Origin of the sequence: Chryseobacterium gambrini, from assembly GCF_027920505.1 — a bacterium.
GTDB lineage: Bacteria > Bacteroidota > Bacteroidia > Flavobacteriales > Weeksellaceae > Chryseobacterium > Chryseobacterium gambrini.
On record NZ_CP115857.1, the window covers coordinates 3,856,233 to 3,875,879 of the forward strand.

The 19,647-nt window shown below is 35.8% G+C and carries 17 protein-coding genes and 4 tRNA genes; 17 read left to right on the forward strand and 4 right to left on the reverse strand.

What is annotated here, in order from left to right:
- Positions 1 to 42 precede the first annotated feature (42 nt).
- Positions 43 to 516, forward strand: coding sequence for a hypothetical protein (locus tag PFY09_RS17765; protein WP_076392708.1), 474 nt, complete (start codon positions 43 to 45; stop codon positions 514 to 516).
- 12 nt (positions 517 to 528) lie between these two features.
- A complete protein-coding gene (locus PFY09_RS17770) occupies positions 529 to 714 on the forward strand; it encodes a DUF6496 domain-containing protein (protein ID WP_256040347.1) in 186 nt (61 codons plus the stop codon).
- Between the two features lie 183 nt (positions 715 to 897).
- Here PFY09_RS17770 and glgP read toward each other — a convergent pair whose 3' ends face one another.
- Positions 898 to 2,556 (reverse strand): alpha-glucan family phosphorylase, encoded by a 1,659-nt coding sequence (glgP, locus tag PFY09_RS17775; RefSeq protein WP_076392704.1) that lies wholly within the window; start codon positions 2,554 to 2,556, stop codon positions 898 to 900.
- 201 nt (positions 2,557 to 2,757) lie between these two features.
- Here glgP and PFY09_RS17780 point away from each other — a divergent pair, with 201 nt between their 5' ends.
- The 6 genes from PFY09_RS17780 to PFY09_RS17805 all read left to right on the forward strand — a co-directional run bounded on the left by PFY09_RS17780 (position 2,758) and on the right by PFY09_RS17805 (position 10,154).
- A complete protein-coding gene (locus PFY09_RS17780) occupies positions 2,758 to 3,555 on the forward strand; it encodes a hypothetical protein (RefSeq protein ID WP_185206649.1) in 798 nt (265 codons plus the stop codon).
- 133 nt (positions 3,556 to 3,688) lie between these two features.
- Positions 3,689 to 5,785, forward strand: coding sequence for a T9SS type B sorting domain-containing protein (locus tag PFY09_RS17785; RefSeq protein WP_271160579.1), 2,097 nt, complete (start codon positions 3,689 to 3,691; stop codon positions 5,783 to 5,785).
- An 84-nt stretch (positions 5,786 to 5,869) separates the two neighbouring features.
- Positions 5,870 to 6,391 carry a DUF1572 family protein gene (locus tag PFY09_RS17790; RefSeq protein ID WP_271160580.1) on the forward strand — a complete coding sequence of 174 codons (522 nt, stop codon included), beginning with the start codon at positions 5,870 to 5,872 and terminating at the stop codon, positions 6,389 to 6,391.
- Positions 6,391 to 7,029 carry a hypothetical protein gene (locus PFY09_RS17795; RefSeq protein WP_271160581.1) on the forward strand — a complete coding sequence of 213 codons (639 nt, stop codon included), beginning with the start codon at positions 6,391 to 6,393 and terminating at the stop codon, positions 7,027 to 7,029. The genes PFY09_RS17790 and PFY09_RS17795 overlap by 1 nt, the downstream gene beginning before the upstream one ends.
- Before the next feature lie 66 nt (positions 7,030 to 7,095).
- Positions 7,096 to 8,442, forward strand: coding sequence for a tRNA (N(6)-L-threonylcarbamoyladenosine(37)-C(2))-methylthiotransferase MtaB (gene mtaB, locus PFY09_RS17800; protein WP_271160582.1), 1,347 nt, complete (start codon positions 7,096 to 7,098; stop codon positions 8,440 to 8,442).
- 194 nt (positions 8,443 to 8,636) lie between these two features.
- Positions 8,637 to 10,154: an FMN-binding glutamate synthase family protein gene (locus PFY09_RS17805; RefSeq protein WP_076392693.1), complete on the forward strand. Its 1,518-nt coding sequence runs from the start codon at positions 8,637 to 8,639 to the stop codon at positions 10,152 to 10,154.
- A gap of 46 nt (positions 10,155 to 10,200) precedes the next feature.
- On the opposite strand, the gene PFY09_RS17810 is transcribed toward PFY09_RS17805, so the two are convergent.
- Positions 10,201 to 10,941: a hypothetical protein gene (locus PFY09_RS17810; RefSeq protein WP_076392691.1), complete on the reverse strand. Its 741-nt coding sequence runs from the start codon at positions 10,939 to 10,941 to the stop codon at positions 10,201 to 10,203.
- 57 nt (positions 10,942 to 10,998) lie between these two features.
- Between PFY09_RS17810 and PFY09_RS17815 the strand changes: the two genes are divergently transcribed.
- Entirely contained in the window at positions 10,999 to 11,436 is a 438-nt protein-coding gene (locus PFY09_RS17815) for an RNA-binding S4 domain-containing protein (protein ID WP_076392689.1), read from the forward strand.
- Positions 11,437 to 11,446: 10 nt separating this feature from the next.
- Here PFY09_RS17815 and PFY09_RS17820 read toward each other — a convergent pair whose 3' ends face one another.
- Complete coding sequence (locus PFY09_RS17820) at positions 11,447 to 11,962, reverse strand: shikimate kinase (protein ID WP_076392687.1); 516 nt, start codon at positions 11,960 to 11,962, stop codon at positions 11,447 to 11,449.
- A 114-nt stretch (positions 11,963 to 12,076) separates the two neighbouring features.
- Between PFY09_RS17820 and PFY09_RS17825 the strand changes: the two genes are divergently transcribed.
- From PFY09_RS17825 to PFY09_RS17840, 4 genes are all read left to right on the forward strand, one after another.
- Positions 12,077 to 12,149: transfer RNA gene (locus PFY09_RS17825), tRNA-Lys, on the forward strand.
- Positions 12,150 to 12,187: 38 nt separating this feature from the next.
- Positions 12,188 to 12,270 (forward strand) — tRNA-Leu (locus PFY09_RS17830).
- A gap of 74 nt (positions 12,271 to 12,344) precedes the next feature.
- Positions 12,345 to 12,417, forward strand: a tRNA-Lys gene (locus PFY09_RS17835).
- Positions 12,418 to 12,600: 183 nt separating this feature from the next.
- A tRNA-Lys gene (locus PFY09_RS17840) sits at positions 12,601 to 12,673 on the forward strand.
- Between the two features lie 185 nt (positions 12,674 to 12,858).
- On the opposite strand, the gene panC is transcribed toward PFY09_RS17840, so the two are convergent.
- Positions 12,859 to 13,707 carry a pantoate--beta-alanine ligase gene (gene panC, locus PFY09_RS17845; protein WP_271160583.1) on the reverse strand — a complete coding sequence of 283 codons (849 nt, stop codon included), beginning with the start codon at positions 13,705 to 13,707 and terminating at the stop codon, positions 12,859 to 12,861.
- Between the two features lie 181 nt (positions 13,708 to 13,888).
- On the opposite strand from panC, the gene PFY09_RS17850 reads away from it, so the two are divergent.
- The 4 genes from PFY09_RS17850 (at position 13,889) to porK (ending at position 19,646) form a co-directional block, all read left to right on the forward strand.
- Positions 13,889 to 14,659 (forward strand): glycogen/starch synthase, encoded by a 771-nt coding sequence (locus PFY09_RS17850; RefSeq protein WP_271160584.1) that lies wholly within the window; start codon positions 13,889 to 13,891, stop codon positions 14,657 to 14,659.
- Positions 14,660 to 14,673: 14 nt separating this feature from the next.
- A complete protein-coding gene (locus PFY09_RS17855; RefSeq protein ID WP_271160585.1) occupies positions 14,674 to 16,242 on the forward strand; it encodes a DUF4270 domain-containing protein in 1,569 nt (522 codons plus the stop codon).
- 23 nt (positions 16,243 to 16,265) lie between these two features.
- Positions 16,266 to 18,119 carry a glutamine--fructose-6-phosphate transaminase (isomerizing) gene (gene glmS, locus PFY09_RS17860; protein WP_271160586.1) on the forward strand — a complete coding sequence of 618 codons (1,854 nt, stop codon included), beginning with the start codon at positions 16,266 to 16,268 and terminating at the stop codon, positions 18,117 to 18,119.
- A 108-nt stretch (positions 18,120 to 18,227) separates the two neighbouring features.
- Positions 18,228 to 19,646, forward strand: coding sequence for a T9SS ring complex lipoprotein PorK/GldK (gene porK, locus PFY09_RS17865; protein WP_076392676.1), 1,419 nt, complete (start codon positions 18,228 to 18,230; stop codon positions 19,644 to 19,646).
- Position 19,647 lies beyond the last annotated feature (1 nt).

Consider the following 19,647-nt stretch of genomic DNA (forward strand, 5'->3'; position numbering starts at 1 on the left):
AAAATTGGATATATTAAGATACAATCAAATTAAAATATAATTATGGAAACGAATGATTTTAACCAAAAACTGAACCGATACGAGTTAGACGACAAAATTATATATACCGGATTTTCCAGCTATAAAGATGCAGAAGCATGTGCCCATAAAAAAGGAGGGGAACTAGTAGAAGTAGGTTTCAAAGATGGAAATGATAATCCTGAAATCTGTAACGAAGCCGGACTTCTTGAAAAAAAGTTACATTATTTCGTAGATGCGGGAGACGAATATAAATTTATCCATTCGTCAGATCCCGGATTCAGAAAATATGCCGATGAATTGCAGAAAATAAAAGCAAAACAGCAACAGTCTCCACCCGATGAAAGATATATTGCCAATTTTGAAATCGAAAACATTGAAGACCCGATTGTAGTGATAAAAAATGATCATTTTGAATCGGTAACTTCAAGAGAGCGCTCTAAATATCTGAAGCACGCACAAGTGTACGAAATCGGTGTCTCTTTACCCAAATCTTAAAATATCAATAGTATGAGCAAGACAAAATATTCTGAAAAAGCTCAGGAAAAAGTAGGAAAAGTAATGCACGAATTCAAGGAAGGAAAACTGAAATCTTCTTCCGGCGAAAAAGTGACCAGCAGAAAACAGGCGGTTGCCATTGGAATTTCTGAAGCGAAACAGGAAGGCTTAAAAGTGCCGAAAAACAAAAAAGATTAACCTAAAATAAACAAGGCTTGGAAAATTTTTCCAAGCCTTGTTTATTTCATATTTTGAACCCTTAAGATTGATTTAAGGAGTTAAGTCACATTAAGATGAATCATTTTTGATTTTAATATAAACTTAATAATGCTCAACAACTCAATTTTTCTTAATGGTTTAAAAGCTTATTAACAATTAACTTTAATCGTTATACATAATTCTGTAATATTCATCCGCCATTCTGTCGCTGTTAAACTGATCTTTCACGTCATTCATAGAATTGTACTGGATTTTTCTCCACTGATCCGGCTTGTCATAGTACGTAGGAAGAATTTCATTTTCCAGAATTTCATATAACTTGTTAAGATCATAATTATCCTGTTCGTAGATGCTCATGTTGGCATAATCTGCTTTCGGAACCACAAAAGAATTTTCTCCATGTTTCGCAAATTCGGGGATCCATCCGTCATCTGTGGAAAGATTTACAGAACCGTTCATGGAAGCCGTCATTCCGGAGGTTCCGGAAGCTTCTCTCGGAACTCTCGGATTATTCAGCCAAAGATCAGAACCCTGCTTTAAAGATTTGCTCAAAGACAACTCATATCCTGTAAGAACTGCCATATTTTTATGGTTTTTGCTTTCCTCCACCAAAGAATTGAATGTAGAAATCGCAGAATAATCCATCGGATAAGGTTTTCCTGCCCAAATGATCTGAACCGGATATTTCGGATGATTTAACAGCTTGTAGAATCTGTCTTTATCGTGTAAAAGCAAATCGGCACGTTTATATCCTGCAAATCTTCTCGCCCAGACAATCGTAAAAACATTTGGATTGAATAAATTTCCGGTCTGGTCGGCTACGATTTTAAATAGTCTTTTCTTTAAATGCTTTTTACGGTAATCGAAAACCGTTTCGTCGTTTTCGTCTTTTGCATTGTAAAGCGGTTTGTCTGCCCAATATTTGAATTCCTGCGCATTGGTAATTGAAGTAATCTCACAGATTCCCGGATATTTGCTCCACATCGCTCTGGAAACTACCCCATGAAGCTGAGAAACTCCGTTTGCTATTCTTGCCATTTTCAACGCGCAAAGTGAATGGTTGAACCTGTCGTCATCAGAACCTTCGATATTTTTTACCTCTTCCATACTGAATCCTGAAAAATAAGACATATCATAACAAAGTCTCATATTGTGCTTTTCATTTCCAGCTTCTTCAGGAGTGTGCGTGGTGAAAACCAGCTTTTCTTTAACTTTATTCAGGTTTCCGTTGTATTTTTTCAGCAGATGGAACGCCGCAGGAAGTCCGTGAGCTTCATTTAAATGATAAACATCTCTTTCAATGTTCATTTCATCCAGCAATTTAGCGCCTCCTTTTCCTAGAAGAATGTACTGTGCCAGTTTTGTAGATTCATTGGCATCGTAAAGTTTATGACAGATGGTTTTAGAAATGTGGTCATTTTCAGGAACATCCGTTGATAGGAAAAACATTGGAGCCGTGTGGAAAATCTCAGGATCAAGGTACCATACTTTTACCCAAACCGGGGCGCTGTGAATTTCTATCTGAAATTTTATGCCGGTATCTTCCAGAAAGCTGTACATTTTTTTCGTCCATGTCGGCTGTAACGTCTGGTCATGATTTCTTGCCTGATCGTAATACCCGAATTTCCAGAGAATTCCGATTCCGATAAGATCCTGTTTCAGATTGTAAGCACTTCTCATGTGGGAACCCGCCAGAAATCCTAATCCTCCCGAATATATTTTCAGCACCTGCTCAATCGCAAATTCCATAGAAAAATAAGCAACTTTCTTGGAATACTGCGGATTTACGCTAAAAGGTATTTTAAAATTTTTAAAATCCATGTGTAACAGTTTATTAAGTGAGGAGGCAAAGGTATTAATTATGAAAATAAACTCTACATTAATTATTTTATAAATTAACATTAAAAATACTTTTTGAATCTGTTTTTTATTTACCTTTAGTATGTAAATTTTTGATAATCAAAACTTCATGATCTGAAACCGGAAGTTTTATGTCTTCCATAACAATAAAATAATAAGCAGATGAAAAAGGCATTTTCTGATGAAGATTTAATTAAAAATCTGAGCTTATATTATCTGAACCGACACTTGAAAAAGAAGCCGATAGAAAAGTATCACCGTAAGATCGACGAATCTCCGCTTCACGACCGCGAAAAATATAAAAAGAAAGCGGAAATTTTACTGCTCAATTCTTTCATGCACCATTTTCCTGAAGTTAAATTTGAAGATTTAACCTGCGAAAGTCCCGACTTTATCGCAAAATTCAACGACAAGAAAATCGGAATCGAACTTACCGAAGTGATCAATCATCTTGAAATGAAGAAAGTTGAAAGCAATCTGAACAAGATTTTCCGTCAGGCAGAAATTTTATTGGAACAGGAAGACACTACGAAATTTCGTGGTGTTTATTTTTTAGAATTTCACTCAAACATCAAACTGGATTCTCTGGAAAATCAGCAGGAAATTATTTTAAATATCTGTAAAAGCATCAAAAAAGGAAAACCTGTAGGAAATGTGAAAGGAATCCGAAAGTCTTTCCACCGCAGAAATGTTTTTATTACCCATGAATACAATATGAATCTTTTTGATGAATTATGTTCTGAGAAAATTGTAGAGCTGATTGAAAAAAAGAACGAAAAATTTCCTTACTACGATACTTCGGTCGACGAATGTTGGCTCGTTATTGTTTCGGATATGAATTCCATCGCTTCGCGCTATACTTTTATTCAGGATAAAGAACATCTGCAAAAGGTAAAAAGCCCTTTTCACAAGATTTTTCATCTCGAAAATCTTTGCGGAAATATCACAAGTATCAAGTAATCGCTGAAAATATTTCATTTTTAATCAGCTTTTATTGAATTATTTTCGTTGAATCTGTTATTTTTAATTGGAATTGTTTATATTTGATAGACAACAAATTACCTCATAAATTAATAACCAAATTCAGCATGATATGAAAAAAACTCTACTTCTTTTCTTGCTTTTTATTTCATCTTTTATTTTCGCTCAGGCAGACTGTTCATCAGCACTTGCGGTATGCGGAAATTCCAGTATAACGTATTCTCCGACGGGAATCGGGGCAGTTAATGAAAATTTAGGAGGATGTTTATCTTCCGGTGAGCACAATTCAATCTGGTATAAATTTACCATTGCAACAGGCGGAACGCTTACTTTCGATCTCGTTCCTACAGATCCGGGAGCAGATTACGACTGGGCGATTTACGGACCGAATGTGAACTGTGCAAGTCTTGGTTCTCCGGTTCGCTGTAATGCAGCCACCGTTATCGGAGTCGGAGCTTCTACAGGCATGAATATGACAAGCACCATCATTAGTGCTGCAGGAGGATCGTTAACGCCTTACTGTAAATATATGGATGTTTTACCGGGGCAGACTTACTATTTGTATATAGATAACTGGGTAGATGTTTTTAATCCTACAATGGCTCCGTTTTCTCTAAATTGGGGAGGAACAGCAACACTGGCTTCGCCGTTTACAGATCCTAACATTCAGACTCATCCATTTACTCCGCCAGGAGTTCCGGCTGCCAATCCTGCCAATCCGCGAGAAATTATTGTCTGCGAAAATCCCATGGTTTTTAATTTCAGTACCTTGTCTTCCGGTATTCTTAATGGCAACAGCAATTTCCAGATCAGTTATCATACTTCACAGAATGAAGCACTTTCCGGAGCAAATCCTATTGTGTCGCCGATTACCGTTAATACTGCCACAACATATTATTACAGTATCCATTATCAGGATCCTGCAAACCCGAATAACCCTATTAATTCCTGCAGACAGGTGGGAGCTTTCAAATTTAAATACGGAAATATTTCAGGAACCAATGTTACGCTCTACAGCTGTAATAACAACAATGCCGGAACCGGAACTTACGATTTAACTTCCGCTGCTGTTTTTGGAGATCCTACCGCGGTGAAGGTTTATTATAATTCACTTTCAGATCTTAATGCGGGAATAAATTCCATTATGAACACCACTAATTTCGTTTCGGCAGAAGGAACGGTGTATGTTAAAATTACTTCTCAATATGGTTGTGTAGCTATTGCACAGATTATTCTGAAATTTTATCCGGTTGTTGTGGTTACCGAGGCCACTTTAAGAACCTGCTTTATTGAAGCTAATCCTTCAACGGGAGCATTTAATCTCAGTCTTGCAGCCGTCACCACGCAAAGCGGAACGACTAAAAAATATTATCCTTCTTTAGCAGATGCCCAAAACGGAACCAATGAAATTGTATTATTCTCAAATTACATCGCTCCAAATGGCGTTATTTACATCAAAGTATTTAATTCTAACAATTGTTTTGCAATTGCGAAAGTGAATTTAGTTGTCATTCAGCCGGTATATTCCAATGTCCTGAAAGACAAAATCATCTGTATGGAAGACCGAACCACACTGGATGCAGGTTCCGGATTTACGAGTTATGAGTGGAGTACAGGTGCAACAACACAGACCATCAATAATGTAGCAGTCGGAACGTATTGGGTGAAATTAAAAAGCGGCGACTGTATTACCAAGCAAAGTGTAAAAGTGTATGCTTCGGAACAGCCGGTAATTTCATCAGTTGATATTACCAATAATACCATAACGGTAAATGTTTCAGGTGGAACCGCTCCGTACAAATATTCTCTTGACGGAATCAAATGGCAGGATTCCAACGTATTTACAAACCTTCCGAGAGGAGACAGCAGAGTTTTTGTAAAAGATGCCTACAATTGCGAACCGATTGATATTACTGTGGTTGTCCCTAATTTGGTAAATGTAATTACACCAAATGGAGACGGAGTGAATGATGTGATCGATTATTCAGCTTTAGGATACAAACAGAATTTGGTATTGAGTGTTTTCGACAGATACGGAACGCTTGTTTTCAAGGCGGATAAATTCAGAAATTATACGTGGGACGGAACCATCGGAGGCAAAAAAGTTCCAACAGGAACTTACTGGTATTCGGTTTCTTGGAACGAAAATGATAAGAAGAACACCTTTTTCAAGTATTCAGGTTGGGTAATGGTAAAAAACAGAGAATAATTTTCAGAACTCAATAGAAAACCGTTGCCTGTGTAACGTTTTTTGTTTTGTAAAATCCTTATCTTAGATATTCAAACTTACATCATGAAAGATTTATTGATAAAACGTTTTGAATATTACAAAATGCTCGGTGACCAATCTTTTGAGCAGCTTTCAGATGAACAGATTTTCTGGCAGTTTAATGAAGAAAGCAATTCTATAGCGATTATTGTTAAGCATATCGCCGGAAATATGTTATCCAGATGGACTAATTTTTTAACCGAAGACGGCGAAAAATCATGGCGGAACAGGGATGAAGAATTTGTTGATACTTTTAAAACGAAAGCTGAGGTTCTGGAATATTGGGAAAAAGGCTGGAAATGTTTTTTTGACGCTCTGAACCAGATGAATGATGAAAATGTACATTCCATAATTTACATAAGAAATGAAGCACATACGTTTATGGATGCCATTTTCCGTCAGTTGGCGCATTATCCTTATCATATCGGGCAGATTGTGTATATCGCAAAAATGATGAAGAATGAAGACTGGAAAAGCCTTTCTATTCCGAGAAACAAATCGCAGGAATTTAATTCTGAAATGATCAGTAAATTCAGACAGCAGTAATGAAGAACTTTACGATTCAAAATAAAGGAATTATTTCTGATGAATTTTTAAATAGAAAAATTACAGATTTTCATTCTGCGTGCCAATATGTTTCGATCTTGCCTTATAAAAGAAATAATGATAAAAGCAGAACCGAATGTGTTTTTGATGATTTTGGCGGAACCTGCAGCACAAAACACGCCCCCCTGAGAAAACTTGCGCTCGAAAACCATCATAGCGATGTAAAGCTGATTCTTGGAATTTTTAAAATGGACGCAGAATACACTCCGAAAATTAGCGCTACTTTGCAAAAATTTAATTTGAAATACATTCCGGAAGCGCATAATTATCTCAAAATTGATAACGAATATTTCGATTTTACAAACCGCAGCTCACATTATCATCAATTTAAAGATAAACTGCTGATTGAAAAGGAAATAGAATTCAACGAAATTGGGGCTCAGAAAATTTCATTTCATAAAGATTTTCTTGGAAAATGGCTGAACGAGGATCGCATCGCTTACAGTTTAGATGAATTGTGGAATATCAGAGAACAATGTATCAGAGATTTGCAGCAAATTGATGAGCCTGAAATTCATAATTCATTTCCGGTTTGTTACCAGAACAGTCCGGAAATAAAGGATGAATTTAATCAATAGACTGAATCAATTCAGAATTCATCTTAAAATGATTATCTTTGCACCCACAAAATTCAGAATCAATAAATGTCTCAATTTCAAAGAACTGCCGCATTTCATACTCTTGGCTGCAAATTAAATTTTGCGGAAACATCTACCATTGCCCGTCAATTAACAGAAGCAGGTTACGAAAAGGTAAGTTTTGATGAAAAAGCGAATGTGTATGTTATCAATACCTGTTCGGTAACTGAAAATGCCGACCGCGAATGCAAACTTCACGTAAAAAGAGCCATGAAAGCCAATCCGGATGGTCTGGTTGTAATCGTGGGATGTTATGCACAGTTGAAACCGGAGGAAATTTCACAGATTGAAGGGGTAGATTTGGTTTTAGGAGCCAAAGAAAAATTCAATATTCTGAGCTATCTTGATGATCTGGAGAAATCTGAAAACGAAGGGATCGTTCATTCATGCGAAATTGAAGAAACCGATTTCTTTATCGGAAGTTACTCTATCGGAGACAGAACCAGAGCTTTTCTGAAAGTTCAGGACGGTTGCGATTACAAATGTACGTACTGTACAATTCCTTTGGCAAGAGGAATTTCCCGTTCCGATACCATCGAAAATGTATTGAAAAATGCCAAAGAAATTGCTGAAAGAGACATCAAGGAAATCGTTCTTACAGGCGTAAACATCGGAGATTACGGAAAAGGTGAATTTGGAAACAAAAGACACGAACATACTTTTTTAGATTTAATTTCTGAGCTTGATCAGGTTGAAGGGATCGAAAGAATCCGTATTTCTTCCATCGAGCCGAATCTGTTGAAAGATGAAAGCATAGAACTGGTTTCGAAAAGCAAAAGTTTTGTTCCGCATTTTCATATTCCTTTACAATCGGGAAGTGATGAATTGCTGAAAAAAATGAAGCGCCGTTATTTAACGAAATTATATACCGACAGAGTCAATAAAATCCGTGAGGTAATGCCGGATGCAGCGATTGGTGTGGATGTAATTGTCGGTTTTCCGGGAGAAACAGAAGAACTGTTTATGGAAACATATAACTTTCTAAATGAGCTTCCAATAACTTATCTGCACGTTTTCACCTATTCTGAAAGGGAAAATACGGAAGCGGCAGAAATGGAAGGCGTAGTTCCGATTCCCGAAAGAAAAAGACGCAATAAAATGCTTAGAATTTTATCTGAAAAGAAAAAGATGGCATTTTACCAGACCCAGCTTGGAAAAACACTTCCTGTACTTTGGGAACACGAAAACAAAGACGGAAAAATGTTTGGCTTCACAGAGAATTATGTGAGGGTTCAGAAAGATTTCGATCAGGCTTCAGTCAATCAGATTGAATTCTTAAAGCTTGAAAAAATAGAAGCGGACGGAACCGTTTCTGTGATGAATTCTTTTGAGAGTTTTCTCGAGAAAATTTAATATTCTTTTAAACAATTCATTTAAAATAATTCAGACATTGCTATCAGAGTGATGTCTTTTTTTGTTTTAATGAAATCGAAACCTGAAATCATCACATTTAATCCAAAAATAACTTCTTTCATTAGTGTTTTTGATGTTTCTCAAGCCGTTCATATCAATTTAAATTTTTTAACTTTGGTAAAATTCAAAATGATATGAGAGACAAATTTTTGCTTTGGGGAGCTATTATTCTCGTCGTTGCGTGGTCGGTTGCTTTTTTAATAAGGGCAGATTGGTGGATTCCTGTTTTGTTAACCATTGTGTATGCAATCGGAATTTATAATATTACCCAATCTAAACATGCTATTCTAAGAAATTTTCCTGTTTTGGGCTATTTCAGATACTTTTTTGAGAGTATTTCACCGGAAATGCAGCAATATTTTATCGAAAGAGAAACCGATGGAAAACCTTTTCCGAGAAATCAGCGTTCTGCGGTGTACAGAAGAGCCAAAAATTTAAGTGATACTGTGCCTTTCGGAACACAGCTCGAAGTTAACCATAGAAAATATGAAGGAATTAAGCATTCCATTTATGCAAAATCTCCGATGGAAGAGCTTCCGAGAGTCTGGGTAGGAGGAGAGCAGTGTTCTCAGCCTTATCATGCTTCGTTATTTAATATTTCGGCAATGAGTTTCGGGGCTTTAAGCGACCGCGCTCAGATTTCTTTAAACAGAGGCGCAAAAAAAGGAAATTTTTACCACAATACGGGAGAGGGAGGGATTTCCCCGCATCATCTGGAAGGAGGCGATCTTTGCTGGCAGATTGGAACCGGATATTTCGGCTGTCGTGATGAAGAAGGGAAATTCAATCCGGAATTGTTTAAAAAATATTCCACTTTACCCAATGTAAAGATGATTGAAATTAAATTATCTCAAGGGGCAAAACCAGGTCATGGCGGAGTTTTACCGGCTGTTAAAAATACACCGGAAATTGCCAAAATCCGTCACGTCACGCCGGGAATGACGATTATTTCACCGCCTTCACATACTTCTTTTTCCGATGCTGCAGGTTTGTTGAGGTTTGTACAGCAGTTAAGAGAACTTTCCGGAGGAAAACCTGTTGGTTTTAAATTGTGTATCGGAGACACCAAAGAATTTGAAGATATCTGTGTCCAGATGAATGTTCTGAAAATTTATCCTGATTTTATAACCATTGACGGAGCAGAAGGGGGAACCGGAGCTGCACCGCCGGAATTCTCGGATGGAGTAGGAATGCCATTGGAGCCTGCTTTGATTTTTGTTAACAGAACGCTGAATAATTATAATTTAAGAAGTAAATTAAGAGTGATTGCAAGTGGAAAAGTTCTTACAAGTCTAGACATTTTAAGAGCAATCGCGATGGGTGCAGATATGTGTAATAATGCGAGAGGATTTATGTTCTCTTTGGGCTGTATTCAGGCTTTGAGGTGTAATAATAATATGTGTCCGACAGGAGTTGCTACTCAGGATAAAATGTTAATTAAAGGACTTGATGTTACGGATAAAGCGGAAAGAGTGTATCATTTTCATAAAAATACGCTTCATACATGCAATGAACTGATTGCAGCGGCAGGAAGAAGTTCTTACGAAGAAGTAGATGCCACAATGTTCATGAGGGGCGATGAGTTTGATCACTTGGCGGATCTCTATTTTCCGGATATTTTGGGAAATGTAAAGCAGAAAGCTAAGTATTAATTTAAGTAAATAAAAAAGCGCTTCTTATTGGGAAACGCTTTATTTTTTATTGTTCTAGAACAGGTCTAGGTCTTGAATTATAGAGTTGAAAGTTAAATACAAAACAACTGTTTTGAAGAGAATATCCAACATAGTTGTAATGAACATCTCTTGCAAATGCTGCTCTTGAAGGAACAATGATTACGCCCTGCAAATTGTATGCATTACCATCTGGTAAATTATCATATGATTCAAAATATTTTAATCCTTCTTGAAAACCTTCAATTTCGTAATAACTTCTGTTTTTTGCAGCTTCTAAAGTTGCATTACTCAAAACGCTTTGTTTTACATAATAGAAAGAAGGATCTGTTACAGGAGATCCGGAATCGTTTATAGTATTTACTAAAGTTCCAGTAGAGGTAAATGAAACATTTCCATCAACTTGTGTAGCCAAATAATAATTTGCTCTTATCATAGTTTTGATTTGACTATTGGATGATATAGCTTTTCCTGGATTCGGCTGTGCTCCGTTTCTTATAATATAAATAACTCCTGAAGGAAGTTTTACAGGATTTAATTCAGATAATTTTTTCTCATTATCATCAGAAGTATCTGTAGAACTGAATGCTTTTATATTTCCCTGTGAATCAAGGTAATTTCCATCCATAAACTTTTGGATCGCCTGATCATCATATGAATTTCTTACCGAGATGTCTTCCGGTTCTACAAATGTTTCAACTTCATCATCCTTTTTACATGCCGTGAAACAAAGAGATCCAGCAAGGATATATAAAAATATTTTTTTCATTTTTCAAAAAACTTTAATTACTTTACAAATAATATAACGACAAAAGTATAAAAAATTATGAGAATAGATAAATTTTTATGGAGCATTCGTTTTTATAAGACCAGAACCATTGCTACTGAGGAGATTAAAAAGAACAGAGTGTCGATCGGTGCGTCGGTTGTAAAGTCTTCTAAAGAGGTGAAGGAAGGAGATGTAATTAAGATCCGTAAAAATCAGATTGACTATCAAATTAAAGTAATTCAGATTCCTAAAAGCAGGATCGGAGCAAAGCTTGTTCCTCTTCATATAAAAGATGTGACTGATAAGGAACAGTATGAGCTGTTAAAAATGCGTAAAATGTCTCAGGATTATTACCGGAATAAAGGTGAGGGAAGACCTACGAAAAAAGACCGCAGAGATATGGACGATTACGTAGAAAATGATATTGCCTCAGATTTTACGGACTGGGACGATTTCTTTGGCGAAAATGGGGACGACTCTGAAAACGAAGATTAACAATAAAGCTCTAGAGATAGAGCTTTTCTGTTATTTCATTCACAATATCTTCCGGAGTTCTGTTGTCTGTAATTATGCTGATCTGTGCTTTATTATAAAAATCATTCCTTTCGAATAAATGCTTGGCTATAAATTCTGCAAGATTTTCATCAGTAATATTTGCAATTAAAGGTCTTTTTTCCTTCTGTTTAGAAAGTCTTTCTGTTAAAGTTGCAACAGAAGCCCTTAAAAAAACACTTTTTGAATTATGGTTGATGATTTCCATATTATTATAGTAAACAGGAGTTCCGCCCCCCAGACTTAAAATCGTATTTTTTTCGGACGCAAGAATTTCTTCCAATGTCTCTCTTTCCAGCTTTCTAAAATAGATTTCTCCCTTTTTATCGAAGATTTCAGGGATTGTCATTTTGTTTCTTTTGGAAATCTCTTTATCCAGATCAATTAATTTAAAATTGAGTTTATCGCTTAATATTTTGGAAATGTGAGATTTGCCACTTCCCATGTATCCGACTAGTGAAATTATCATGAATTTTTTTTAAACAAATTTGCAAAAAAGTTTTGAGATAAAGAAAAAACTCATATCTTTGCACCACTAAAAACGAGGGACATTATCACTGTGTTAATCGTTAATAAAGTGACCGACTCGGTAGCTCAGCTGGTAGAGCAATACACTTTTAATGTATGGGTCCTGGGTTCGAATCCCAGCCGGGTCACAAGCAAAAAAGATTACTGGATTTTTGTAGTTTTTATTGCCTGCGTGGTGAAATTGGTAGACACGCCATCTTGAGGGGGTGGTTTCCTAAGGATGTGCTGGTTCGAGTCCAGTCGCAGGCACAATGCAGAAAATTTTAATAATTAATAGTAAAGTTTAGAATTTTAATTTTATATTTAATCCTATTAGTTGTGACGACTCGGTAGCTCAGCTGGTAGAGCAATACACTTTTAATGTATGGGTCCTGGGTTCGAATCCCAGCCGGGTCACAAGTTTACTGAAAAGTAAATTTTTTTCATATTAATATTTTGTGATTTGGTGTTTCAAGGGCTTTCTCAAGAAGCCTTTGATTTTGAAAAATAAATTTTGCAGGAACAAAATAATTTGTATCTTTGCAGCTCTTAAAAAAAAAGAATATTACTTTTTAAAAAGTAAATTCAAATTAAGTGACCGACTCGGTAGCTCAGCTGGTAGAGCAATACACTTTTAATGTATGGGTCCTGGGTTCGAATCCCAGCCGGGTCACAAGTTTACTGAAAAGTAAATTTTTTTCATATTAATATTTTGTGATTTGGTGTTTCAAAGGCTTCGTAAGAAGCCTTTGATTTTTTATATAATCTACCTTTATTTATAGGCATAGAGTGAAACTAACAAGCGTTGCCTATGAGAGCAACGCTTGTTAGTTTAAGATGATTTTGAATTTGATTGAATTAATCCAGAGGCATATTGTCGATTAGTCTTACTCCATCCACAACAACTACAATAAATGCACGGAATTTTCGGTCTTTGTAAAAAAAGTCTGTTTCTTTCAGTGTTTCTTCATCGGCGATTAGAAAGTATTCTAATTGCATTCCTCTCTGCTGATCAAAAATATCCTGTACTCTGGATTTGATTTCCGGAACGGTGATGACTCTGAACCAATCGTTTACTTTTTTAAGTGTTTCATAAATAACAGCAGAGGCTACTCTTCGGTCTTCATGAAGTCTTTGGTTTCGGGAGCTTAAAGCAAGTCCGTTCTCTGCTCTGTAAATTGGAACACCCTTGATGTTGATCAGAAGTTTTTTCTTTTCAACCATTTTTTTGATAATCGCCAGTTGCTGGAAGTCTTTTTCTCCGAAATAAGCATTATCAGGCTTTACCTGACTAAAAAGTTCTTCTACAACCGTTCCTACTCCGTCAAAATGCCCCGGTCGGGATTTTCCTTCCATTTCATTTTCCAGTCCGTCAAAATCATAATGCTGGCTTTCTGTTTTTTCAGGATAAATATCTGTAACTTCAGGAATGTAAACAGCATCTACCAGACCGGATTTTTCAAGGATGGAAATATCTCTGTTGATATCTCGGGGATACTTTTCGAGGTCTTCCCGATTGTTAAACTGGGTAGGATTAACAAAAATTGATGATATCACCAGATCATTTTCTTCTCTGGCTGCTTTATATAGTGATAAATGTCCGTCATGAAGGGCTCCCATGGTAGGTGCAAAACCTATCTTCTTGCCCATTTCTTTCTGTCTTTCAATGAAATCCTGAAGAACTTTTTTACTTTTTAGAACTTCCATAGTTTATTTTAATAGTAATTCAAAAATACTAAAAATATCATATAATTATGACACATGATGTCCTAGTTTTAATAATTTTAGAAAGGGAATTATCGTAAAAAAATGTTAATTAAAATAATAATGAATGTTTTTTCGTAATTTTGCACATTAAAGCATTTTTACAAAAATTAGATAGAAATTTATGCCGAATCAAAAAATACTGTACATTACTACAGAGATGTATCCATATCAGGAAGATACAAATATGGCTGCAGTGGTAAACAAAATGGCACTTAAGATGCACCAAGAAGGCAATGATGTAAGAGTTTTTATGCCAAGATTTGGACAAATAAGTGAAAGAAAATTCCAGCTTCATGAGGTGATCCGCCTTTCAGGAATGAATATTATTATTAATGATCTGGATCAGCCTCTTATTATTAAAGTAGCGTCTCTTCCGGGGGAAAGACTTCAGGTTTACTTTATTGATAACGAAGAGTATTTCAAAAGAAAACAATATTATTTTGATGATGAAGGACTGCCTTTTGAGGATAATGATGAAAGAGCAATATTTTTTGCCAGAGGAGTAATTGAAACCATTAAGAAACTGAATTGGGTTCCGGATGTTATTCATCTGAACGGATGGATGGCTTCTTTTGTTCCGATTTATCTGAAAACCTATTACGAAACAGATACTTATTTCAAGGATGCCAAAATCGTTCTTTCATTATACAATGAGAAAGACGCATCTTTAGCTTCCAATATCGACGAAAAACTGAAGTTTGATAATATTTCAGGATTAAAAGCGTTAGATAATCCGAGTGTAAAATCTTTTGTGATCGAAAGCATGAACTACGTAGATATGGTTGTAAAAGGAGATGAATTTTTAGATGAAGACTTAGATAAAGCTTTCAACGAAAGTTCTACTCCCAAATCGGAATATCTTGACGTAGATTCTATAAATCAAATTTATTAAAAAACACATTTTTAATGATTCATACTATTAAAAAAGCAATCACCGTTTTTTCTATGGTGGTTTTCGGAAGTGCATTACTTTATAATTGTGAGCCGGATGCAGATACACTGGGGGAACAATTATTCTTAGATGGTGCTGCACAGGGAAATGAAAAATCTTTTGATGTTACTGCATTCAATATAAATAATAATGATAGTATCCGAAGTGATGCCTCAAAATTAACTTATGCTGTCTTAGGTGCTTTCAGTGAAGGGCAATTCGGAATGCAAAAAGCTTCTTATCTAACGCAGCTCAGATTACCACTTTATGATCCTGATTTTGGAACAAACGCTGTTGTAGACTCTGTAGTTTTGGTTATGAAGCCTAGATACGCTACTGACAGTGTTACAACCAATACAGTAGATGATAATTATACTTACACAACAGCAGCCGACGGAAGTGTTAATGCTAAAAAAGTAGTAAATACATATCCTGTTTTAAAATTTGGTAAAACGAAAAGAACATTTAATTTAAGAGTTCACGAGGTAAATACTTTTTTAAAAGGAGCTTCTGATAGCGTTAAATCTAATCAGACTTTTGATATCGGTGCGGATTTAGGTTCAAAGCAGTTTAAAGGCTATGTAAGTTCTATAGCCATCACCAAAGATGATGGCGGAGCAGCTTTATTCACCGCGTCAACTCCAGGAATTAGGATTCCATTAGATAAAACGTTTTTTCAAAATAAAATTATAGCAAAGAAAGATCAGCCAGAACTTCAGGATGCTTCAAATTTTATTAGATATTTTAAAGGGATTAGAATTTCTGTTGACGAACAGGATGGATATTTATTCCAGTTTTCACCTAATGATATGGATCTTATCATGTATTATAAATATGATAAAACAGAAAACGGGACAACTACTAGACCGCAAACAACATTTTCATTTCCGTTAGGTTCTGCCAATACACATGTTGGACAGTATGAATATAACAGAACTGCTTCTGCATGGGCAGCGGCTACAATTGGGAATCAAAATAATGGTGCTCCAAAACTATTTTTACAGGGAATGGGAGGTCCATCAATAGGTATTAAAATTCCAGATGCAACTATTAATCAGCTTAAACAACTATATCAAAATGATAAAGCTGCTATTATTAGTGCTAAAGTCAGAATATATACAGATCCTACGGACTGGAATAATAATTTTGCTAAACCTAGAGAATTTACAATTTTGCAAAAATATAAAGATCTTACTTCATCTACTCCGGATAAAACTAGAACAGGCTTTACTTCTGATATACTAAATTTAGCAGGTTCTAACAATTATAGTATTTATAAGATTTTTGATTATGATAAAAATCCTACATATTATGATTTTATAGTTACCAAATCGGTTAAAGATCTTGTAGAAACTTCAGCAGATAATACTACAAAATATTTTAGAATTGATATGGGATCTTTCCAGACTAATTCTGATGGTATTAGTTTAGTAGGATATAAGTTCACTACAACACCATATAATACAAATAGAGCTGTTTTTGTGGGATCACAGGCAGGAAATCCAAACAGAGTTCAGTTAAAAGTAATTTACGGTACAAAATAATTTAAAATACACTTGATAAAAATATGTGCGGAATCGTTGGATATACAGGTTTTCAGGACGCTTACGATATTGTAATTAACGGTCTTAGAAGATTAGAATACAGAGGGTACGATAGTGCCGGAATTGTTCTTGAAAATGCGGAAAATAAACTTGAAGTTGAAAAAACAAAAGGCAAGGTAGATGATTTGGTAAATATCTCCAGTCAGTTAAAAGGAGTTGCAAAAATTGGTATGGGACATACACGTTGGGCTACACATGGTGTTCCCAGCGACAGAAATTCTCATCCACATTTATCCAATAACGGAAAAATAGCACTTGTTCATAATGGGATCATTGAAAATTATGATACGATTAAAACGATGCTTACTGAAAAAGGATTTACATTTAAATCTGAAACAGATACGGAAGTTTTAGTAAATCTAGTACAGTATTTTATGGATTTAAATACTGAAATGGATTTTCCTACCGCAGTAAGATATGCCCTTAATGAAGTATATGGAGCATATGCGATTACAGTAATGCATGAAGATTTTCCGGGAGTATTGGTTGTAGGAAGATTAGGATCTCCTTTGGCAATAGGAATTGGAGATAAAGAGTATTTTATCGCTTCAGACGCTTCTCCATTCGTAGAATTTACGAAAGAGGCTATTTATCTTGAAGAAGGTCACATGGCGACGATTTCTCTTGAAAATGGAGTAGACATCAGAACAATCAGTGAGAACTCTAAAATTGAACCGGAAATTCAGGAGCTTAAATTAAGTCTAGAGCAGATTGAAAAAGGAGGGTATGAACATTTCATGCTAAAAGAAATTTTCGAACAGCCTAAATCAGTTCATGATACGATGAGAGGAAGACTTATTGTAGATGAAGGAGTTATAAAAATGGCAGGAATCTGGGATCATATCGAGAAATTTAAAAATGCCAATAGAATCATTATTATTGCTTGCGGAACTTCTTGGCACGCAGGACTTATTGGAGAATATCTAATTGAAGAATATGCAAGAATTCCTGTTGAAGTAGAATATGCTTCTGAATTCAGATACAGAAATCCGATTATTACAGATAAAGATGTTGTTATTGCTATTTCTCAGTCAGGAGAGACTGCAGATACCATGGCAGCTTTAAAATTGGCTAAAGAAAGAGGAGCATTTATTTATGGTATTTGTAATGTCGTAGATTCATCTATTGCAAGAATTACAGACGCTGGATCTTACACGCATGCTGGTCCTGAAATCGGAGTAGCTTCTACAAAAGCATTTACTGCACAGTTAACCATTCTTTCTTTAATAGCTCTGAAATTAGGAAAACATAATGGAAATTTAGGAAATGCTGAATTCATGAGCTTAATTGCTGAACTGGAAGCCATTCCTAAAAAAATAGAAGATGTTTTGGGAACGACTCACGAGTTGGTACAAAATATCGCGAAGGACTTTGTAAGTGCAACAAATTTCTTATATTTAGGAAGAGGATACAACTATCCTGCAGCACTTGAAGGTGCTTTAAAATTAAAAGAAATCTCTTATATTCATGCTGAAGGATACCCTGCTGCAGAAATGAAGCACGGTCCTATTGCTTTAATTGATGAAAATATGCCTATTGTTATCATTGCTCCTAAAAAAGGACATTATGATAAAATTGTAAGCAACGTTCAGGAAATTAAAGCAAGAAAAGGAAAAATTATTGCTGTTGTAAATAAAGGAGACACGCAGGTAAGTGCGATGGCAGATTACGTTATTGAAATTCCGGAAACATCAGAATGTTTCTCTCCAATCGTTGCATCAGTGCCTCTACAGTTGTTGGCATACTATATTGCAGTGTATCGCGGAGCTAACGTAGACCAGCCTAGAAACCTTGCGAAATCTGTAACGGTAGAATAAAAATTACTTGTAAATAAAATAAATTTAGATTTCTTCCGTTATTTCAAAAAAAATCTTAAAAGTTTCTTAAAAAAATTATATATTTACGGCTTAATTATAAAAATTAACATGAAAAGGATATTTCTTTTATTATTGTCTGCGTCGGTAGCATCGGTATCTTGTTCAGGTGGGGGAGCCTCTTCAGTGGGTAAACCGGGAACAAAAGGAGAATTGATACCTAGAGAAAAAACAAAATCATTTGTTGCAGAAAGACCTTACGGAATGGTAGCTATTCCTGCAGGATCGTTTGTTGCAGGATTAACTGATCAGGATTTCACAAACAGTCCTGAAAAGGCTCCGGCAAAAACTGTTACTGTTTCTTCTTTCTTCATGGATGAAGCAGAAACTACTAATGCGGAATACAGGGTATTTATCAATTATGTAAGAGATTCTATCGCAAGAACTTTACTTGCTGAAGCTGCCGGAGAAGGTGGTGAAGGTAAAGGTAAAGGAACAAGCATCGGAGATTATGCATACCTTGCTCAGAAAGAAGAGAATTTAACACCATATCAGGAATATTTAGAAGGACAAGGCGGTGGAAACGAAGGAAACTACGATCCAACGAAAAAAATCGACTGGAAAGTTCCTTTGCACTGGAGTACATCTAAATATCCGGATGTAGAATATGCGGAAGTTTTAGAATCTATGTATTTACCAGCTTCTTCAAGAATCGGTAATGAAAGAATCCTTGACGTTAGTAAATTGAAGTATACTTACAGATGGGGAGATATGGATGTAGCAATGGCTGAAAAAGAAAGAGGAGTAAACTACCTTAGAAGCGAAAGCATTGCCATCTATCCGGATACTACTGTTTGGGTAAAAGATTTCCATTTTGCTTATAACGAGCCTTTGTTTGAGCAGTATTTCTGGCACAAAGCTTACAAAGATTATCCTGTAGTAGGGGTAACCTGGGATCAGGCAAGAGCATACTGTAACTTCAGATCTAAATTGAAATCTGATTATAACGAAAGCTTAAAAAGAAGAAAACAAAGACCATTGCAGTTCAGACTGCCTACGGAAATTGAGTGGGAATATGCTGCAAGAGGAGGAATGCAAAATGCTACTTATCCTTGGGGAGGTCCTTACTTAATGGACGACAGAGGTTGCTACTTGGCAAACTTCAAACCGAAGAGAGGTAACTATATGGAAGACGACAAAAAAGGTACTTATACATATACAGCTCCAGTTAAGAAATTTAAGAAAAATGGATTTGGGTTATTTGATATGGCTGGAAACGTTTCTGAATGGACATCATCTGATTACAACAACTCTTCGTACGGATTCTCATCTACTTTAAATCCTTCTACGAAAGATTTGGCAGATACTAAGAAATCTATCAGAGGAGGATCTTGGAAAGATGTAGGATATATGCTTATGAACGGTGCAAGAGACTGGGAAAGAAAAGACTCTGCAAGAAGTTATATCGGATTCAGAACTGTACAGGATATTCCTGAAGCTGCTGTTAAACCAAGAAAAGTTAACAGATAAT